This window comes from Sporosarcina sp. UB5 (assembly GCF_050859005.1).
Classification (GTDB): domain Bacteria; phylum Bacillota; class Bacilli; order Bacillales_A; family Planococcaceae; genus Sporosarcina.
Map to the genome: position 1 here is coordinate 2,053,493 of NZ_CP125984.1, position 16,557 is coordinate 2,070,049.

Consider the following 16,557-nt stretch of genomic DNA (forward strand, 5'->3'; position numbering starts at 1 on the left):
GAATGAAAGCAGAAAATGTGGATAAATTAATGCAGGAACAATTTTCGAAGAAAAATTTCATATTGTTCGTCACGCTTGGTGCATCAAGCTTTATCGGCGCAGTCTTTTACTATTTGACTGGGCAAGATGCTTTAAAGACGATTAGCATGACGATACCAATGACGACATCGGTCATCCTCTTTCTTTTATCACGGAAATTTTTGTTTTTTGAAAAGCTGTTCCCATGGGCCATTATCGGCATATCGGCGGCAGCTGCAATTTTTAACGGAGTAGTCGGCGATCCGTCAATCGCGACCGCAGGAATTGCATTTTTCATTGCAGGAATCGCAAGCGTCCACGTATCGATGCGAATTATGTCGTTCGGCTTCGCGATGTCGATACTTGTCATGATTGTATTTTTGACGAATTATCCTTATCAGGAACAAATTGCGTCAAGTAAAGGGGCCGTTTTTCTTCCGCTCATTCTTATGGCTGTCGGATTGCTAATCCAAATTAGGCAGACGAAGAAATTAGAGGTGCGTGTGAATCAATTCACAACAGAGCAGGCGGAGCTCGCAATGGAAGAGGAACGGAAGCACCGGAGTTTGAATGAAAACGTCGAGCAAGTAGCAGATGATTTAACGTCAATCGGAAATACGGCTGAACGTCATTTAGATTCACAGCAAGAGTTGCTTAGTATTATGGATGCGCTTGCAGCGGGTGTCGAACGGGAAGCTGAGCAAATCGGTATGATTGCTGAAAATGCAAGACGCACACAAAACGATGTTATGGACATGCGGAATGAAACCCAGTCAATGGTAGTGGAAGCGACTGAACTGCGTACAGAGTCTGATGAGATCGTCTACTTGATGCGAAATGTGCGGACCGGCATGGAAGAAGTCGAGCAATTGTTAAATGAATTGAATGGTTCTTTCGGCGCGCTTACGCATAATATCGAACGGACAAACTCGCTTGCGAAATCGATCGCGACGATTACCGACCAGACGAATCTGTTAGCGTTGAATGCGTCGATTGAAGCAGCTCGCGCAGGGGATCATGGAAAAGGTTTCGCAGTCGTGGCTGAAGAAATTCGTAAGCTTGCGAATATGACAGCCGAAACACTGTCAGAAATTAACGGGAATTTGAACGATGTAAACACGATGAACGACCGCTCCAGAGAGAACTTAACGGCAAGTACAGGAAAATTGAAATCACAAGGAGCGATGACCGTGCAGGCGGAACAGAAAATCGAACGGATGCATCAAACGATGGATAGGCTTCATCAGAAGTTTCAACTGTTTGAATCCAAAATGAAAATCGTTTCGGAACAAACGTCCGACATCGGAGATATGACGGGCACATTCGCAGATTTGCTGGCGCAATCAAGTGCATCGCTTGAAGAAGTAAATGCAACTGTACACGCAACAGTCTCCGACAACGAGCAAATCGTTAAGACGTTGGACGGAACGATGAGACGAACGAGGGAGATGGCTAAAGTTCGATAATTCTGCCCAGATTTGGTATAATGAATATAGAGAATAGATAAGAAATAAAAAAATCTCCTATGTGATGATTCCGTCACAATTCGACAAGATTTTAATTTTCCTTCAAATAAAAGAAGGAAATTAAAATATAGATGTAGAAGTATATAGTAACGGTTAATTAAAGGAGGAGTTCGTATGCTAGACTTTAACATCCGAGGGGAAAACCTTGAAGTAACTCCGGCAATTCGTGAGTACGTCGAGAAGAAAGTGCAAAAACTCGAAAGATACTTCACAGAAGGTGCAAACGCAACAGCCCATGTAAACTTGAAAGTGTATAACGACAGGCAAACAAAAGTGGAAATTACAATTCCGATGAAGAATTTGACACTTCGGGCAGAAGAGCGCCATGAAGACATGTACGCTGCGATCGACTTGATTACCGATAAGCTAGAACGACAAATTCGAAAATATAAAACAAAGGTGAACCGCAAATTCCGTGAAAAGGAAGGCGTCGCTGCTTTCCTGCAATCTGTAGAGAAGGAAATGGTCAGTGCTGATGACGGAGCAGGCGATGACGCTGAATTCCAAGTCGTCCGCACAAAACAATTCAACTTGAAGCCGATGGACCAAGAGGAAGCTATTCTTCAAATGAACATGCTTGGACACAGCTTCTTCATCTTCACAGATGCAGAGTCAGACGGTACAAACATCGTCTACAAACGTAGAGATGGAAAATACGGTTTAATTGAAACAAACTAAATAGATATGAACAGCCCCTGGAGAAATCCGGGGGTTTTATTATGAAAAAATGATTTTTCGAAAAATCCCTGCAAAAATGCCCAGACCATTTGCACCGTGCTTTTTACAATGTTAAAATGAAGGGTGAACTTAATGAGGATGTGACGTAAATGCTTGGCGTATTGACTAAACTATTTGATCCGAATAAAAGAGATTTGAAGCGGCTGGAAAAAGTTGCCGATAAAGTTGAAGAGCATGCGGCTGAGATGGAGCAGCTTTCCGATGAACAGCTGAAAGCGAAGACGGAAGAATTCAAAGAGCGGCTTACGAACGGTGAGTCACTTGAAGATATACAGCCGGAAGCATTTGCGGTCGTTCGCGAAGCTTCACGCCGTGTACTTGGTATGTATCCGTTCCGTGTACAACTCATGGGTGCTGCCGCTTTGAATGAAGGAAATATTGCGGAGATGAAAACTGGTGAAGGGAAGACGTTAACGTCGACACTCTCGGTTTATTTAAATGCGCTTGAAGGCAAGGGCGTCCATGTCGTTACGGTGAACGAATATCTTGCGAGCCGTGACGCAACAGAAATGGGCGAGCTCTTCGAGTTCCTCGGAATGACCGTCGGTTTGAACTTGAACAGCCTGTCGAAAGAGGAAAAGCGTGAAGCGTATACTGCGGACATTACGTATACGACGAACAATGAGCTTGGATTTGACTACTTACGCGACAATATGGTGTTGTATGATGAGCATAAAGTGCAGCGACCGCTTCATTACGCAGTCATTGACGAAGTTGACTCGATTTTGATCGATGAGGCGCGTACGCCATTAATCATTTCCGGGCAAGCTTCAAAATCAGCGGAGCTTTACCGCTTGGCGAACCGTTTCGTAATTACGTTGAAAAAGGAAGAAGATTATTCCTATGACGAGTCAACAAAAGGTGTCGTTTTGACAGAAACAGGTATCGAAAAAGCAGAGAAGGCTTTCGGCATCGAGAACTTGTTCGACTTGAAACATGTAACGTTAAACCATGCCATTAATCAATCATTGAAGGCGCATGCGAGCATGCATGTTGACGTCGATTACGTCGTCCAGGAAGGCGAAGTCGTTATCGTCGATTCATTCACGGGCCGTCTTATGAAAGGCCGCCGTTACAGTGACGGCTTGCACCAGGCAATTGAGGCGAAAGAAGGCTTGGAAGTCCAGAATGAAACGATGACGCTTGCGACAATTACGTTCCAAAACTTCTTCCGGATGTACGACAAACTATCCGGTATGACGGGTACGGCGAAAACGGAAGAGGAAGAATTCCGTAATATTTACAATATGAATGTCATCGCTATTCCAACGAATCGACCGATCGCAAGAGACGACCGTCCAGACTTGATCTACGCGTCAATGGAAGGGAAGTATAAAGCGGTTGCTGAGGATATTAAAGAGCGCCATAAGAACGGACAACCTGTTCTTGTCGGTACTGTGGCAATCGAAACGTCCGAAATTATTTCGAACTTCTTGAAAAAATACGGCATTCCGCATAACGTATTGAATGCGAAAAATCATGGCCGTGAAGCCGATATCATTTTGGAAGCTGGACAAAAAGGCGCTGTTACAATTGCGACGAACATGGCCGGCCGTGGTACGGACATTAAGCTCGGCGAAGGTGTTCAAGAGCTTGGCGGGCTTGCGGTTATCGGTACGGAGCGACATGAATCACGTCGTATCGACAACCAGCTTCGCGGACGTTCGGGCCGTCAAGGGGACCCAGGTGTAACGCAGTTCTACTTGTCCCTTGAGGATGAATTAATGCGTCGCTTCGGATCCGAACAAATGAAAGGCATGATGACGAAGCTTGGTATGGACGATACGACACCGATCCAATCGAAAATGGTGTCACGTTCCGTCGAATCTGCACAGAAACGGGTAGAGGGGAATAACTTCGATTCCCGGAAACGTTTGCTGCAATATGACGACGTACTCCGCCAACAGCGTGAAATTATTTATAAAGAACGTAATGAAGTGCTTGCGTCCGAAAATATTCGAGAAGTACTTGAAAACATGCTGAAAAATGTTATCGACCGTGCCGTTGACATGCATGCGCCGGAAGACAACAATTCAGATTGGAAATTGAAAGGCCTTGAAGACTTCCTCGGTGCGAACCTTCTTCCGGAAGGCCGGATAACGGTTAAGGAAATGGAAGGAAAAACCGAAGAAGAATTAAAAACAATGATTCACGATACGGTCATTGAACGATATAATGAGAAGGAAGCCGAAATGTCAGAGGACCGAATGCGCGAATTTGAAAAGGTTGTCCTCTTACGGGCGATCGATTCGAAATGGACCGACCATATCGATGCGATGGATCAATTGCGTCACGGTATCCATTTACGTGCTTACGGACAGACTGACCCACTTCGTGCGTATCAATCAGAAGGCTTCGCCATGTTCGAAGATATGGTGACGTCAATCGAAAACGATGCCGCGAAATATGTTATGAAGGCTGAGATTCGTAACAACCTAGAGCGTGAGGAAGTAGCGAAAGGGCAGGCCGTCAACCCGAAAGAAGACGGCGAGAAAGTGACGAAGAAGCCGGTGCGCCGCGCGGTCAACATCGGCCGTAACGATCCGTGCCCTTGCGGAAGCGGCAAGAAATACAAAAACTGCCACGGTAAAGGGTAACAGCCTGGCATACAAAGTAACAAATTGACTTCCCATCGGTGACGCGGGACCTCGCGTTGCCGATGGAAGTTTCATTTTATTTTCAGGAGGAACAACTATGATTGAATTATCCGATGTGCGGAACGAGCTTGACAAAACAGCTAAGAAATTAGCGGACTTCAGGGGGTCTCTTTGACTTAGAAAACAAAGAGGCACGTATACAAGAACTCGACGAAGTGATGCTCGAGCCAGGCTTCTGGGATAACCAGGATGGCGCGCAAAAAGTCATTTCAGAATCGAATGCATTAAAAGCAACAGTCGGTTCATTCAATGATTTAAATGAAACACAGGAAAACTTAGAAATGACGCTTGAACTGCTCCGTGAAGAAGCGGATGAAGAACTTCAAGAAGAATTAGTATCCGAGTTGAAAGACTTCATGAAAAAGATGGAAGAATTCGACTTGCAAATGCTACTGAGCGATGAGTTCGACAGCAGCAGTGCCGTACTCGAAATCCATTCAGGCGCAGGCGGAACAGAGTCCCAAGACTGGGCTTCCATGCTGCTGCGCATGTATACAAGATGGGCCGAAGATCAAGGCTATAAAGTAGAGACGCTTGACTACCAGGCAGGAGATGAAGCGGGCGTAAAATCTGTAACACTCTCCATTAAAGGCCATAACGCATACGGCTACTTGAAAGCGGAAAAAGGCGTTCACCGTCTCGTCCGTATTTCGCCATTCGATTCATCCGGCCGTCGTCACACATCCTTCTCATCGGTAGAAGTAATGCCTGAGTTCGACGGAGACATCGATATCGAAATCCGGACGGAAGACTTGAAAATCGATACGTACCGTTCGAGCGGTGCGGGCGGTCAGCACGTCAATACGACGGATTCCGCAGTACGGATTACGCATATTCCGACAGGAGCTATCGTAACGTGTCAAACAGAACGTTCACAAATTAAAAACCGTGAGCGTGCGATGAACCTCTTGAAAGCGAAGCTCTACCAACTGAAAGTGGAAGAGGAAGAAGCGCGTCTAGCTGAAATCCGGGGCGAGCAAAAAGAAATCGGATGGGGAAGCCAGATCCGTTCATACGTGTTCCACCCATACTCCATGGTGAAAGATCACCGCACGAACGAGGAGACAGGTAACGTTGGCGCTGTTATGGACGGGGAAATCGATATGTTCATTAACGCGTATTTACGTTCGAAAATTTCATAATGAAAACAGAAAAAGTGCACTTTCGGTGCGCTTTTTTTGTCTTTTCGGATATCGATTTATTCTCAGAAAAACTTTCCAATTTGTCACCAATTTGATAAAAATGGCCGCCTTCTCTAGCGGTGTACGATCCTAATCCTTTGGTATACTAAGGAGTGTAGGAAAATTTTTAGTCAGGAGGCAATAACATGAAGAAAAAGCTACTAACAGTCATGTTTGGTGCGGCACTTGTCCTTGGCGCATGCGGTGGAGATAATAATGCGAGTGACGGAAGTACAGCTGAAATAGACGCGGAAAAAGTTTATCGAGCGAGCTGTGCAAATTGTCATGGTGGAAATCTTGAAGGACGTGGGCCAACGCCGGGATTGGCAAACATCGGCTCCAAGTACTCCGAAGATGAAATTCATGACATTATTGTAAATGGAATATCGAGAAGCATGCCTGGCGGTTTGATTAAAGGTGAAGAACTTGAGGCAGTTACAAAATGGCTTGCTGAAAAGAAATAATAAATATCCAAAACGCAATTGGCGATAATGTAGCCCTTTGCGTTTTTTTTGTTGAAACATGTCATCTCAAATGAAATATATCTGTAATAATTAGCAAGCCTATACATGCTATAATGAATTTAACGTCTTATAGATAAGAAAGACAATACGATTCAGGTGGTTTTTTACATGATTGTGATGAAAGATGTATATAAGAAATACCCGAACGGGGTTGTTGCTGCGAATGGCATCAACGTCGAAATCGGTCGAGGTGAGTTCGTTTATGTCGTTGGGCCCAGCGGAGCGGGAAAATCGACATTCATTAAAATGATGTATCGAGAAGAAACGCCGACAAAAGGCGACATTATTATTAATGGTATTAATCTTGCTACGTTAAGAAATAAAAGAGTTCCTTACTTGAGAAGGCAGATCGGCGTCGTTTTCCAAGACTTCAAATTACTTCCTAAATTAAATGTTTACGAGAATGTTGCGTTCGCACTTGAAGTAATTGAGGAGTCACCTAAACAAATCCGCAAAAAAGTAAATGATGTACTGGCGCTCGTCGGATTAACGCAAAAGGCGAGAATGTTCCCGAATGAATTGTCAGGCGGAGAACAACAACGAGTTTCCATCGCTCGCTCAATCGTCAATGTTCCGAAAGTCGTCATAGCGGACGAGCCTACAGGTAACTTAGATCCGGAAACGTCTTGGGAAATTATGAAGATTTTTGAACAGATAAATGCGCGCGGTACGACTATCGTTATGGCCACGCATAATAAAGAAATTGTAGATACAATTAGACATCGGGTCATCGTCGTCGATGGCGGCATGATCACAAGAGATGAATACGAAGGGGTATACGGATATGAAAGCTAGGACAATGGGGCGGCATTTAAGAGAAAGCCTAAAAAGCCTCGGCCGAAACAGCTGGATGACGTTCGCCTCTGTCAGTGCAGTAACTGTCACGCTTCTACTCGTCGGGGTGTTCATCGTCATAATGATGAACTTAAACCAGCTGGCGGAAAACATTGAGAATGATGTGGAAATCAAAGTCGTTATGGAACCGGCTACGGATGCCGAAGCGGTGAAAGCGTTAGAGAATAAAGTTCGAAAAACACCTGGCGTGAAAGAAGTCATTCATGCGACAAAGGACGAAGAACTCGATAAGATGATTAAGTCTTTCGGAGACGAATTGAATCTTTATAAGCAGAGTAATCCATTAGGAGACGCTCTATATGTGAAAGCGACAGATCCACATAAGACGGCTGAAGTAGCCGAAAAGATCAATACATACGACAACATTTATCAAGTCGTCTACGGCGAAGGGAAGATTGAGAAGCTGTTTAATGTGCTCAATATGAGCAGAAACATTGGAATCGTGCTCATTCTAGCCCTATTATTTACTGCGATGTTCTTAATTTCAAATACGATCCGTCTTACAATCGTTGCGAGAGGTCGAGAAATTGAGATTATGAAACTCGTAGGTGCAACGAATAGCTTTGTTCGGATTCCATTTGTGTTGGAAGGAGTTTGGCTAGGCGTACTCGGCTCAATTATTCCGATGGTCGTCATTTCCATTTCGTACAATGAACTTTATACACAATGGCAGCCACGATTACAAAACGAATTATTCCAATTACTGAATACAACACCTTTCATTCTACAAGTGAATGGCCTTCTGCTCTTCATGGGCGTATTTATCGGGGTATGGGGTAGTTTCATGTCAGTTCGCAAATTTCTTAGAGTCTAATAGGATGTCACAAAAAGCGCGGCACAACATGTAGTTGGTGAAACGCGCAGCAGTAGCTTAAAGGGGGAAATAAGAAGTTGAATAAGCGTAAATGGCTTTTGTCTTTCTTCGTCGTCATATTCCTCATGTCCACGATTGTAGGCGGACCGGGTGTTTTGGCAAGCACTTTGAACGATTTGAAAAAGGAACAAAAACAATACCAGCAAAAAAAGCTAGAAATTAAGTCGGATATGGAAAAAAAGACGAACGCTATTAAGGCGAATGAGAATTCAATTGAAATGTTTTTAAATCAAATTAATGTATTGAATAAAGAAATCGATGAAACAAATGCAAACATGAATCGCGTTATCGATAAAATTAACAAAACGAATGAAGAAATCGATGAATTGAAGGCATCCATTGAGGATCTTGAAATTAAGATTGCTGAACGCGACGTCGTCCTTCGGGAACGCGTACGAGCTATGCAAGTGAAGGGCAATGATGTAAGCTACATAGACGTCTTGCTAGGGGCAAACAGTTTTGCAGATTTCATCGACCGTTTTTCCGCTGTCACGACATTAATTGAGGCAGACCGTGATATTATGCGGAGGCAAAAGGAAGATATTGAACGTCTTGAAGTTGAAAAAGAGCTCGTTGAAAAGAAATTGATAGAGCTAGAAGAAAACAAAGCGAAACTTGAAAAGCTGAAAGCGAATTTAAACGCAAGGAAACAAGAGAAAAATAAACTTATCGATGAGTTAGAAGCTGAGCAGGAAAGGCTATCAGAAGAGAAGAAATCGTTGGAAGAAGAGTATCATGAAGCGATTGAAATCGAAGCTGAACTTGAAAAGAAAGTAATCGCAGAACAGAAGCGAATTGCTGAAATTGCTCGTCAAGAGGCGGAACGCAAACGGAAAGAGCGAGAGGCAGCAGCTGCTGCTAAACCAGGCTCTTTGCCGCATGTGTCAAGTGGCTTCTGGACGAAACCGGCGAATGGACGATTTTCATCTTCATTTGGTTGGCGTACACACCCGATCTATAAAACAAAGCGACAACATCGAGGAATAGATATTGCTGCTCCAATCGGAACGCCGGTCGTATCAGCAGGGGATGGAGTCGTTTCGTATGCAGGAGCAATGGGTGGTTATGGGAATGTCATTATGATTACACATTCAACAAGTGGCGGTATTATGACGACTGTCTACGCACATTTATCGAAAATTAGCGTAAGTAGTGGACAAGTTGTCGACAAAGGCACGTATATTGGAGCCATTGGCAATACGGGAGCATCGACGGGTCCTCACTTGCATTTCGAAATTCACATCGGGAACTGGACGGCATCCGGTCCAAGCGCTGTGAATCCTTTGCGGTACGTTTCATTTTAATTAACAATCGTATTAGAACTGCATCCTCTATTGAATTGGGGGTGCAGTTCTTTTTATGTTCGTTTGTTCCGCAGTAAGTTGCTAATAGCAAAGCCTCATGAGCGCTTACCATTTTTCTGTCAACCTACGAGCATTATACTCGCAACATCTTTGTTTTTCCTTTAGCATTGCCTTTAGAAGTAGTAAAGGGGTTTAGAGTCGAATGACTGTCACGAAACTGTTTTTAATCGGTAATTTTACGGCGCCGTCTACGTGGATTGCTCTCATCATCGCATTCATTGTTTCATATATTGCTATCCGGCTGAAATTCGGTAAACAGCCCGCTAGTCGGTTCGGAGATGCGATTTTTTATCTCATCATCATATGGAAGTTATCGGTGATCATTACCGACTTCAAAATTGTCCTAGATGCACCGTTTGCAATTCTTTATTTCAACGGTGGAATTGTTGGGTTCCTCCTCGGATTAGCGTTTGTCGCGTTTCAGGCATGGCGTGATTGGAGAAAGGGTCGTATTGATGACGATATGCTCGTTGCCTTCTTCATAGGCGCTGTTTCCGTTCAAGCGGTCTTCCAAGTGATGATGGTGCTGTTTAATGAAGGAAGTTCATTTGCACGGATCGGGACGGCTATTATATTTATTGGCCTGTTACTGTTTATTTGGAAAAATGTCCATCAAACGGGCAGCTATATCGTTCAGTTTTCAATGCTTTTCATGGCATCTCATATATTTGTCGCGGCGATTCAACCAAAAGGTTTGATGAATCCGCCGCTACTTGTGACGATAGGATTAGGTCTGTTTTTCATCGGGATTTTTGTGAAGGAACGAGTATTCGAGCAAAATGACGGAGGTAAGTTAAATGAATAAAAAAGTGATCGGGTATGTAATCGCAGCATTGCTCATCGGGTCGATGATCGCAATTATGGTGAACGAAAATGTGAAGAAGGCGGAGCCAGTTAATACTTCCGGCGTGCTCATTGAAACGAAAGTTGAAGCGGAAGGGAATGCTGAGGAAGTTTCCGTCGGATTAAATTTAGGAGATCTTCCACCGGACTTCGAATTGGCGACGTTGGATGGCGATACGCTCAAATTATCCGAACTAAAAGGGAAAAAGGTCGTCCTGAATTTCTGGGCAACGTGGTGCCCTCCTTGCAAGGCGGAAATGCCGCATATGCAAAATTACTATCGGAATTCCGCAGAAGAGGCTAATGTGGAAATTGTTGCGGTTAATTTGACGGATAGCGAAAACCGTGGCGTCAAAGTCGTTCAAGAATTTATTGACTCATACGGCTTAACGTTCAAAATACCTTTAGATGAACAAGGGATTGTCGGAGAAGCGTATAAAGCATTTCAAATTCCGACGACGTATATGTTGAACACAGACGGAACAATTTCGCAAATCGTAAAAGGGCCAATGGATGAAGCGATGTTAAAAACGCTTATTGACGATCTTGATTAATTAAAAAGACTTCAATGTATACTAACAATTCGACTAAAAGCCGGATTTCTGTTGTCGTAACATACTCATTTCGTTCATATAGTGGACGGAGGAGGGATGTTATCGATGCGCAGAAGCCGGTTTTTAGTTTTTGCGATATTAGCGGTAATCGCGGCAGGCGTATTTCTATTGTTGGACGGTTGCTCCGCGGAGAAAGGGAAGAATGCGAATTCGGTTTTAAATGGAGCATTTCCCGTCATTGATGAAGCGTATGGGATCATACAGGAGAAAGCGGTGTACCCGGTCGATGGGGACATGCTCATCGAAGGGGCGCTACGTGGCATGGCGGATGTAATCGGAGATCCGTATTCGACGTATCTTTCGGAAGAGGAAGCTGCGTCTCACAGGGAGTCGCTCGCCGGTGAAAAGGTCGGCATCGGTGCGGAAATTACGAGGTCCAGTGGACGATACATTATCGTCGCGCCAATTAAAGGGTCTCCTGCAGAAAAAGCGGGGCTGCAACCTTACGACGAAATTGTGCGCATTAATGGGGAAGCGCTAGGGGGACTGACACTTCAAGATGTCGTCAAGAAAATTCGGGGTAAAGAAGGGACCGCATTGGAAATGACGATTTATAGGCCAGACTTAAATAAGCATCTTGAGTTGAAAATTGTGCGTGAAGTCATTCCTGTAAAAACGGTAACGGCTGAACTGATGGAGGAAAGGGGTAAGAAATTCGGTTACATAGCGTTGACGATGTTCGGTGATGAGACAGCGGCTGAATGGAAAAAGGCGACCGATGCGATGATCAAAGGTGGTGCGGAAGCACTTGTAGTTGACGTGCGCGGCAATCCTGGCGGTTATTTACGTGCTGTCGGTGAAGTTGTCGGGAGTTTAATGCAGGAAAATACGATTTTCGCATACATGCAAAATGCAAAAGGCGAATTGACACCGCTCGTCGTAGAGCCATCGAAAAATTTCACGTATGATGAAAAACTGAAAAAGATGCCGGTCGTTTTGTTGCAAGATAAAGGAAGCGCATCCGCGAGCGAAGTGTTGAGCGGTGCATTGAAGGATTTGCGAAGGGGCTTTATTATTGGGCAAGTGAGCTTCGGGAAAGGGACCGTTCAAGATACGATGGAGCTTTCGAACGGTGGCGAAATGAAGTTATCGACACATAAATGGCTCACGCCGAAAGAGACGTGGATTCACGGAAAAGGTGTCGACGTCGACTTAGCCTCTGAGCCGAATCGTCTATTCAAGGAAAATATCCGTTTCTCGACGGACGTCTATGCAGTCGGCGATTATCATGAAGATATCGCATATGGGCAACGGATATTGGCCGCTCTCGGTTATAATATTGAACGGGATGACGGCTACTTTGACGAATCGACTTCCGTTGCTGTCCACGAGTTCCGCGTCGATGCAAATGTATCTCCGGAGAGCCTCATGGACCGTAAATTCTTCGCTGCAATCCGAGATCGTGTCGAGAATTACCGCAAAGATAAAGCGAACGATATCCAGTTACAAGTAGCGATTGGATATGTGCATCATATGTTAAGTAATTAAAATTGCATCGGCTCATAAATTACAGACGATTCTATTGTTCTACCATTCTACACTCCTTGCACTCGCAAGGAGTTTTTTGAATGGAAAAGTAATAGATTTTTAGTGGCGGTCTCACACGTGAGACGTTTCTTTTGATACAATAGAGAATAATCATGTTTTCGGGAATGGGATGGTGACAGTTGATGAGTGAACAAGTACTGATGGATCTGTTAGAAGCTATTGCACTATTTTTCCTGAATCCTGTTTGGTTGATTGCCATAGTGGCGGCAGTCGGCTTAGGGTATTTCCGGGTGAAACGAGAGCGACGTAGTTTCCTCGTGCGACTTCATCCGGGCTTGACGGAGATGAAACGGTTGCTAGCTGAATCGTGGCTGCCGGCGTTAATTGTATCCGTCTTAATTTCTGGAATTGGCTTGACGGTCGACATCGGGTGGATTGTCCTTTTTTCTGCAGTCGCTATTCTGGTGATGCTCTCGTTTTATTATCAAATTGCATCACCGATTTACATTGCTGCAATTGCATTTTTCGGCTTGTACGCACTCCAACAATGGGGCTCCGATTTTGCATATCGTGGATGGATGCCAAGTGATGTTGATCTGTTCGGGAATATGGCGCTGACGGTACCTGTCATTGCGGGACTATTCCTCATTGTTGAAGGAGTCCTCGTCCGTCGTCATAGTGCAGCATATGCATCTCCTTTTTTGACGCAGACGAATCGCGGATTGCGGGCAGCTGCGTATAAATCAAAACGGCTCTGGCTATTGCCGGTTGTGTTTCTCGTGCCAGGGGATATGTTGTCGGCATACGCGCCGTATTGGCCACAATTTACGCTCGGTGCATCTGCCTTCAGTTTCCTCCCTGTACCGATTGTTATCGGATTTTCTCAAGTCGCGAGGGCAAGTTTTCCGGACGTGCTATTTCCGAAAGTGGGACAAGCAATTACTGTCATTGGTGCCGTTGTCATTGCTGTTGGGGCATTTGCATGGTGGATGCCGGTCCTCGGCTGGGCTGCGTTGCTCATCGGTGTAATTGGTCGGGCGATGCTAACGCTCCTTGTCACGATACGGGAACGAAACGGTGGATTCGCGGCGGCACCTCAATCGACGGGGGTTATTATCGCGGGCATTTTACCGGAGTCGCCAGGTGAAAAGCTTGGACTCCTACCAGGGGAATGCATCCGAACGGTAAACGGCATTCAAGTGTCGAATGAAAAAGACTTGTATGACGCGATTCAAGTGAATGCGGCCCATTGCCGTCTGCAAGTAATTGGGCGCGACGGTGAAGTGCGGCTTATGCAGCAAGTGCTATACCGCCATGATCATCACCGGTTAGGCCTGCTCGTCGTCCGTTAAGAATTCAAGAGAAAATCCTCCCGCTTTTGCTGAAATTAGTTATGCAGACGGAGGATGCCACAAATTTTCATTCGGAAGGTTTGATGGGAAATGGATATTACTACGTTGGAAACAAAATTGATGCTCGCCTTGTTTTTACCCGGATTGCTCGTCGTGTTTTTCACACGCGTTACATTCCACCACTTTGTAGGGCTTGGCTTAACGATTGCGCTCATTGCGGCATCGGTTTATGCGGGCTATACGCATAACTGGATTTTGTACGCGGCGGATGCCCTTTCGCTGACGGTCGGTTTTTGGTACGCAACGCGGATGGTGAAGAAAGCGAGAAGGCAAGGCATAGAGGTAGATGAATGAATAAACGAAGGCCGCTCCGGTTACGGGGCGGCCTTTCAGATGATTGCGGAGCGCTGCAAGTTCGCGCAGCGTTCATGCTCTTTGACGCGATTCACAAAAAAAGATTTACATAAATAAGCTATAAATAGCTAGTACGCCAATTGTGCCGAGGACGACGGGCATGACGCCACCGCCTAAAAATGCGATAAGGAAGGCGGTTGCAGCGCCGATAATGCCGAATAGAATATTGCCTTCCTGGACGAAAATGATGGCGGGAAAGATAAGTGCTCCGAGTACGGCGTATGGGATGTTGCTCAAGACGCCGCTGACAATCGGGGGCAATTCTTTTCCGTCAAGAAATGTGAGGGGCACCATTCGCGGGATGTACGTAACGAGTGCCATTCCGAAGAGCATCCACCAATATGTCGGTCCCATTAGTATCCCTCCTTTTCTTTGTGCACGGCGTGGGTACTTTTTTCGCGTCGTGTATGAATGATTTCAATGAGTATTGCTGATCCGAGTGTTGAGACGAGGATCGCCCAACCAGTGGAAAGTAGTTCACCGAAATAGATGATACAGTGGATTAAAGCTGCAGTTGCTGCGAGCATGATGACTTTTCGGTTCCCTTTCATAGCAGGAACGAGTAGGCCGACGAACATGGCGTACAGTGCGATCGACATAGCGACTTGCAAAAATGCAGGCAGATTGGCGCCGACGACGTGGCCGGCCATTGTGAAGATGACCCAGCTACCGTAAGCGATAATTGTCACGCCGAATGCATAGGCGGTCGAGATTTTTCCTTCTTTTCCTGTCGCAAGCACGGAAAACGATTCGTCTGTAATGCCGAACGAGTAGACCGCTTTCACCCATTTCGGTGCGCGATGCATCTTTTCATTTAACGAAGCCGTCATTAGGAAATGACGAATGTTGACGATGAATGTGTTGATGACAATCGTGACCGGGTCAACTCCGAATGAGATAAGGTTGAGTGATATGTATTGGGAGGCTCCGGCATAGACGAATATGCTCATCGCGGTCGCTTCGATGAGGGAGAGTCCGGTTGTTTTGGCAAGCAATCCGAAAGTGAGCGCAATCGGGAAGTAGCCAATTGCAATGCTGAGACCCGCTTTGAGGCCTGCTGTGAATTGATTTTTTATCATACTGTCACGTCTTTCTTAATATGTATGATTGAAATTATACTATATTTTGATGTTTTAGTGTTATTCTATTAGGGAATAGGGAATATTTTAAGGAGTATATTGATAGCAGAAATCGGTTTGGCCGATTGTTAATAGGCGAGGGTGTTACAGATGAATGAATGGATGGATATAGATAAAATTATCGAATTATCAGGACAGTATAAGGCGCTCGGGCCGTTTATCGGTTTGTTGCTACCTTTTATAGAGTCCTTTTTGCCTTTTTTGCCGCTTTTTGTGTTCGTATTTGCGAATGCGGGGGCTTATGGGCTTTGGTACGGATTCATTTTGTCTTGGGCGGGGACGGTTGCAGGTTCATATGCAGTGTTTTTGATTATCCGAAATTATGGGCGCAATCGCTTTTTGCGTTTGTTAACGAGGAATGCTCGTGTGCAACAGTTGATAGGCTGGGTGGAGCGAAACGGGTTCGGTCCGTTGTTTTTGCTTATTTGTTTTCCGTTTACACCGTCCGCACTTGTGAATCTCGTGGCGGGCTTGTCGAATTTGAAGAAGAAATATTATTTGTTAATTTTGATGGCCGGTAAGTTTGTTATGATTTTCACGATTAGTTTTATCGGCCATGATTTAAAGGCGTTGTTAACGCAACCTATAAGAACCGGGATTGTTATTGGCATTATCGTTCTTCTTTGGGTCATTGGCAAGTGGCTTGAGAAGCGGCTTGATCGAAAAGTAGAAGAGGAGTCGAGTTCGATTTTTCAGGATGATGAGGAAGAGGATTGAACGGTGCGGTTATGCGTGAGTTTTACGATTTATGCGCGTATGTGGAAATTTATGCGTAATTTTAGCGTTTTATGCGTGGTTAAACTTAATTATGCGTAATTCTAGTGATTTATGCGTGAGAAATATGATATATGCGCATTTTTGAATCGCGGGGAGTGCTATGCGGCTGCATTTCGCTTCTCGCGCTAGATGCTTTTTACAAGTAAATGTTAATAGTTCCTGTCCTCCTGAACTTTCGGTACAATGAAAGGAA

The 16,557-nt window shown here is 44.9% G+C and carries 16 protein-coding genes; 14 read left to right on the plus strand and 2 right to left on the minus strand.

Annotated features, from left to right (window positions below):
* Positions 1-2 precede the first annotated feature (2 nt).
* From QM454_RS10395 to QM454_RS10455, 13 genes are all read left to right on the plus strand, one after another.
* A complete protein-coding gene (locus QM454_RS10395) occupies positions 3-1,484 on the plus strand; it encodes a methyl-accepting chemotaxis protein (RefSeq protein WP_432357605.1) in 1,482 nt (493 codons plus the stop codon).
* A 174-nt stretch (positions 1,485-1,658) separates the two neighbouring features.
* Positions 1,659-2,222 (plus strand): ribosome hibernation-promoting factor, HPF/YfiA family, encoded by a 564-nt coding sequence (hpf, locus tag QM454_RS10400; RefSeq protein WP_432357607.1) that lies wholly within the window; start codon positions 1,659-1,661, stop codon positions 2,220-2,222.
* Positions 2,223-2,371: 149 nt separating this feature from the next.
* Entirely contained in the window at positions 2,372-4,879 is a 2,508-nt protein-coding gene (gene secA / locus QM454_RS10405; RefSeq protein WP_432357610.1) for a preprotein translocase subunit SecA, read from the plus strand.
* Between the two features lie 100 nt (positions 4,880-4,979).
* Positions 4,980-6,081 (plus strand): peptide chain release factor 2 gene (gene prfB / locus QM454_RS10410; protein ID WP_432363952.1). Its coding sequence is split into 2 segments (ribosomal slippage): positions 4,980-5,051 and positions 5,053-6,081, totalling 1,101 coding nucleotides; the frame shifts between segments, so codons are not numbered across the junction.
* A gap of 185 nt (positions 6,082-6,266) precedes the next feature.
* On the plus strand, positions 6,267-6,584 hold the full coding sequence (gene cccB / locus QM454_RS10415) for a cytochrome c551 (protein ID WP_432357613.1): 318 nt from the start codon (positions 6,267-6,269) through the stop codon (positions 6,582-6,584).
* Between the two features lie 168 nt (positions 6,585-6,752).
* Positions 6,753-7,439 (plus strand): cell division ATP-binding protein FtsE, encoded by a 687-nt coding sequence (ftsE, locus tag QM454_RS10420; protein ID WP_432357615.1) that lies wholly within the window; start codon positions 6,753-6,755, stop codon positions 7,437-7,439.
* On the plus strand, positions 7,429-8,313 hold the full coding sequence (gene ftsX / locus QM454_RS10425; protein ID WP_432357618.1) for a permease-like cell division protein FtsX: 885 nt from the start codon (positions 7,429-7,431) through the stop codon (positions 8,311-8,313). The genes ftsE and ftsX overlap by 11 nt, the downstream gene beginning before the upstream one ends.
* A 77-nt stretch (positions 8,314-8,390) precedes the next feature.
* Complete coding sequence (locus tag QM454_RS10430) at positions 8,391-9,677, plus strand: murein hydrolase activator EnvC family protein (protein WP_432357621.1); 1,287 nt, start codon at positions 8,391-8,393, stop codon at positions 9,675-9,677.
* 202 nt (positions 9,678-9,879) lie between these two features.
* Positions 9,880-10,542, plus strand: coding sequence for a hypothetical protein (locus tag QM454_RS10435; RefSeq protein WP_432357623.1), 663 nt, complete (start codon positions 9,880-9,882; stop codon positions 10,540-10,542).
* Positions 10,535-11,134 (plus strand): redoxin domain-containing protein, encoded by a 600-nt coding sequence (locus tag QM454_RS10440; protein WP_432357626.1) that lies wholly within the window; start codon positions 10,535-10,537, stop codon positions 11,132-11,134. Before QM454_RS10435 ends, QM454_RS10440 begins: the two co-directional genes overlap by 8 nt.
* Before the next feature lie 105 nt (positions 11,135-11,239).
* Positions 11,240-12,682, plus strand: coding sequence for a S41 family peptidase (locus QM454_RS10445; protein WP_432357629.1), 1,443 nt, complete (start codon positions 11,240-11,242; stop codon positions 12,680-12,682).
* A 182-nt stretch (positions 12,683-12,864) separates the two neighbouring features.
* On the plus strand, positions 12,865-14,034 hold the full coding sequence (locus QM454_RS10450) for a PDZ domain-containing protein (protein WP_432357632.1): 1,170 nt from the start codon (positions 12,865-12,867) through the stop codon (positions 14,032-14,034).
* 90 nt (positions 14,035-14,124) lie between these two features.
* Positions 14,125-14,388: a CsbA family protein gene (locus QM454_RS10455; protein ID WP_432357635.1), complete on the plus strand. Its 264-nt coding sequence runs from the start codon at positions 14,125-14,127 to the stop codon at positions 14,386-14,388.
* Between the two features lie 105 nt (positions 14,389-14,493).
* Here QM454_RS10455 and QM454_RS10460 read toward each other — a convergent pair whose 3' ends face one another.
* On the minus strand, positions 14,494-14,802 hold the full coding sequence (locus QM454_RS10460) for an AzlD domain-containing protein (RefSeq protein WP_432357638.1): 309 nt from the start codon (positions 14,800-14,802) through the stop codon (positions 14,494-14,496).
* Positions 14,802-15,527 carry an AzlC family ABC transporter permease gene (locus tag QM454_RS10465; protein ID WP_432357641.1) on the minus strand — a complete coding sequence of 242 codons (726 nt, stop codon included), beginning with the start codon at positions 15,525-15,527 and terminating at the stop codon, positions 14,802-14,804. The genes QM454_RS10460 and QM454_RS10465 overlap by 1 nt, the downstream gene beginning before the upstream one ends.
* Positions 15,528-15,677: 150 nt before the next feature.
* On the opposite strand from QM454_RS10465, the gene QM454_RS10470 reads away from it, so the two are divergent.
* A complete protein-coding gene (locus QM454_RS10470) occupies positions 15,678-16,304 on the plus strand; it encodes a TVP38/TMEM64 family protein (RefSeq protein ID WP_432357643.1) in 627 nt (208 codons plus the stop codon).
* The last annotated feature ends 253 nt before the right edge of the window (positions 16,305-16,557 follow it).

Bases quoted from the DNA above. Each gene is read 5' to 3' on its own strand.
- QM454_RS10395 (WP_432357605.1), top strand. From the start codon at position 3: ATGAAAGCAGAAAATGTGGATAAATTAATGCAGGAACAATTTTCGAAG.
- hpf (WP_432357607.1), top strand. From the start codon at position 1,659: ATGCTAGACTTTAACATCCGAGGGGAAAACCTTGAAGTAACTCCGGCA.
- secA (WP_432357610.1), top strand. From the start codon at position 2,372: ATGCTTGGCGTATTGACTAAACTATTTGATCCGAATAAAAGAGATTTG.
- cccB (WP_432357613.1), top strand. From the start codon at position 6,267: ATGAAGAAAAAGCTACTAACAGTCATGTTTGGTGCGGCACTTGTCCTT.
- ftsE (WP_432357615.1), top strand. From the start codon at position 6,753: ATGATTGTGATGAAAGATGTATATAAGAAATACCCGAACGGGGTTGTT.
- ftsX (WP_432357618.1), top strand. From the start codon at position 7,429: ATGAAAGCTAGGACAATGGGGCGGCATTTAAGAGAAAGCCTAAAAAGC.
- QM454_RS10435 (WP_432357623.1), top strand. From the start codon at position 9,880: ATGACTGTCACGAAACTGTTTTTAATCGGTAATTTTACGGCGCCGTCT.
- QM454_RS10440 (WP_432357626.1), top strand. From the start codon at position 10,535: ATGAATAAAAAAGTGATCGGGTATGTAATCGCAGCATTGCTCATCGGG.
- QM454_RS10445 (WP_432357629.1), top strand. From the start codon at position 11,240: ATGCGCAGAAGCCGGTTTTTAGTTTTTGCGATATTAGCGGTAATCGCG.
- QM454_RS10450 (WP_432357632.1), top strand. From the start codon at position 12,865: ATGAGTGAACAAGTACTGATGGATCTGTTAGAAGCTATTGCACTATTT.
- QM454_RS10455 (WP_432357635.1), top strand. From the start codon at position 14,125: ATGGATATTACTACGTTGGAAACAAAATTGATGCTCGCCTTGTTTTTA.
- QM454_RS10460 (WP_432357638.1), bottom strand. From the start codon at position 14,802: ATGGGACCGACATATTGGTGGATGCTCTTCGGAATGGCACTCGTTACG.
- QM454_RS10465 (WP_432357641.1), bottom strand. From the start codon at position 15,527: ATGATAAAAAATCAATTCACAGCAGGCCTCAAAGCGGGTCTCAGCATT.
- QM454_RS10470 (WP_432357643.1), top strand. From the start codon at position 15,678: ATGAATGAATGGATGGATATAGATAAAATTATCGAATTATCAGGACAG.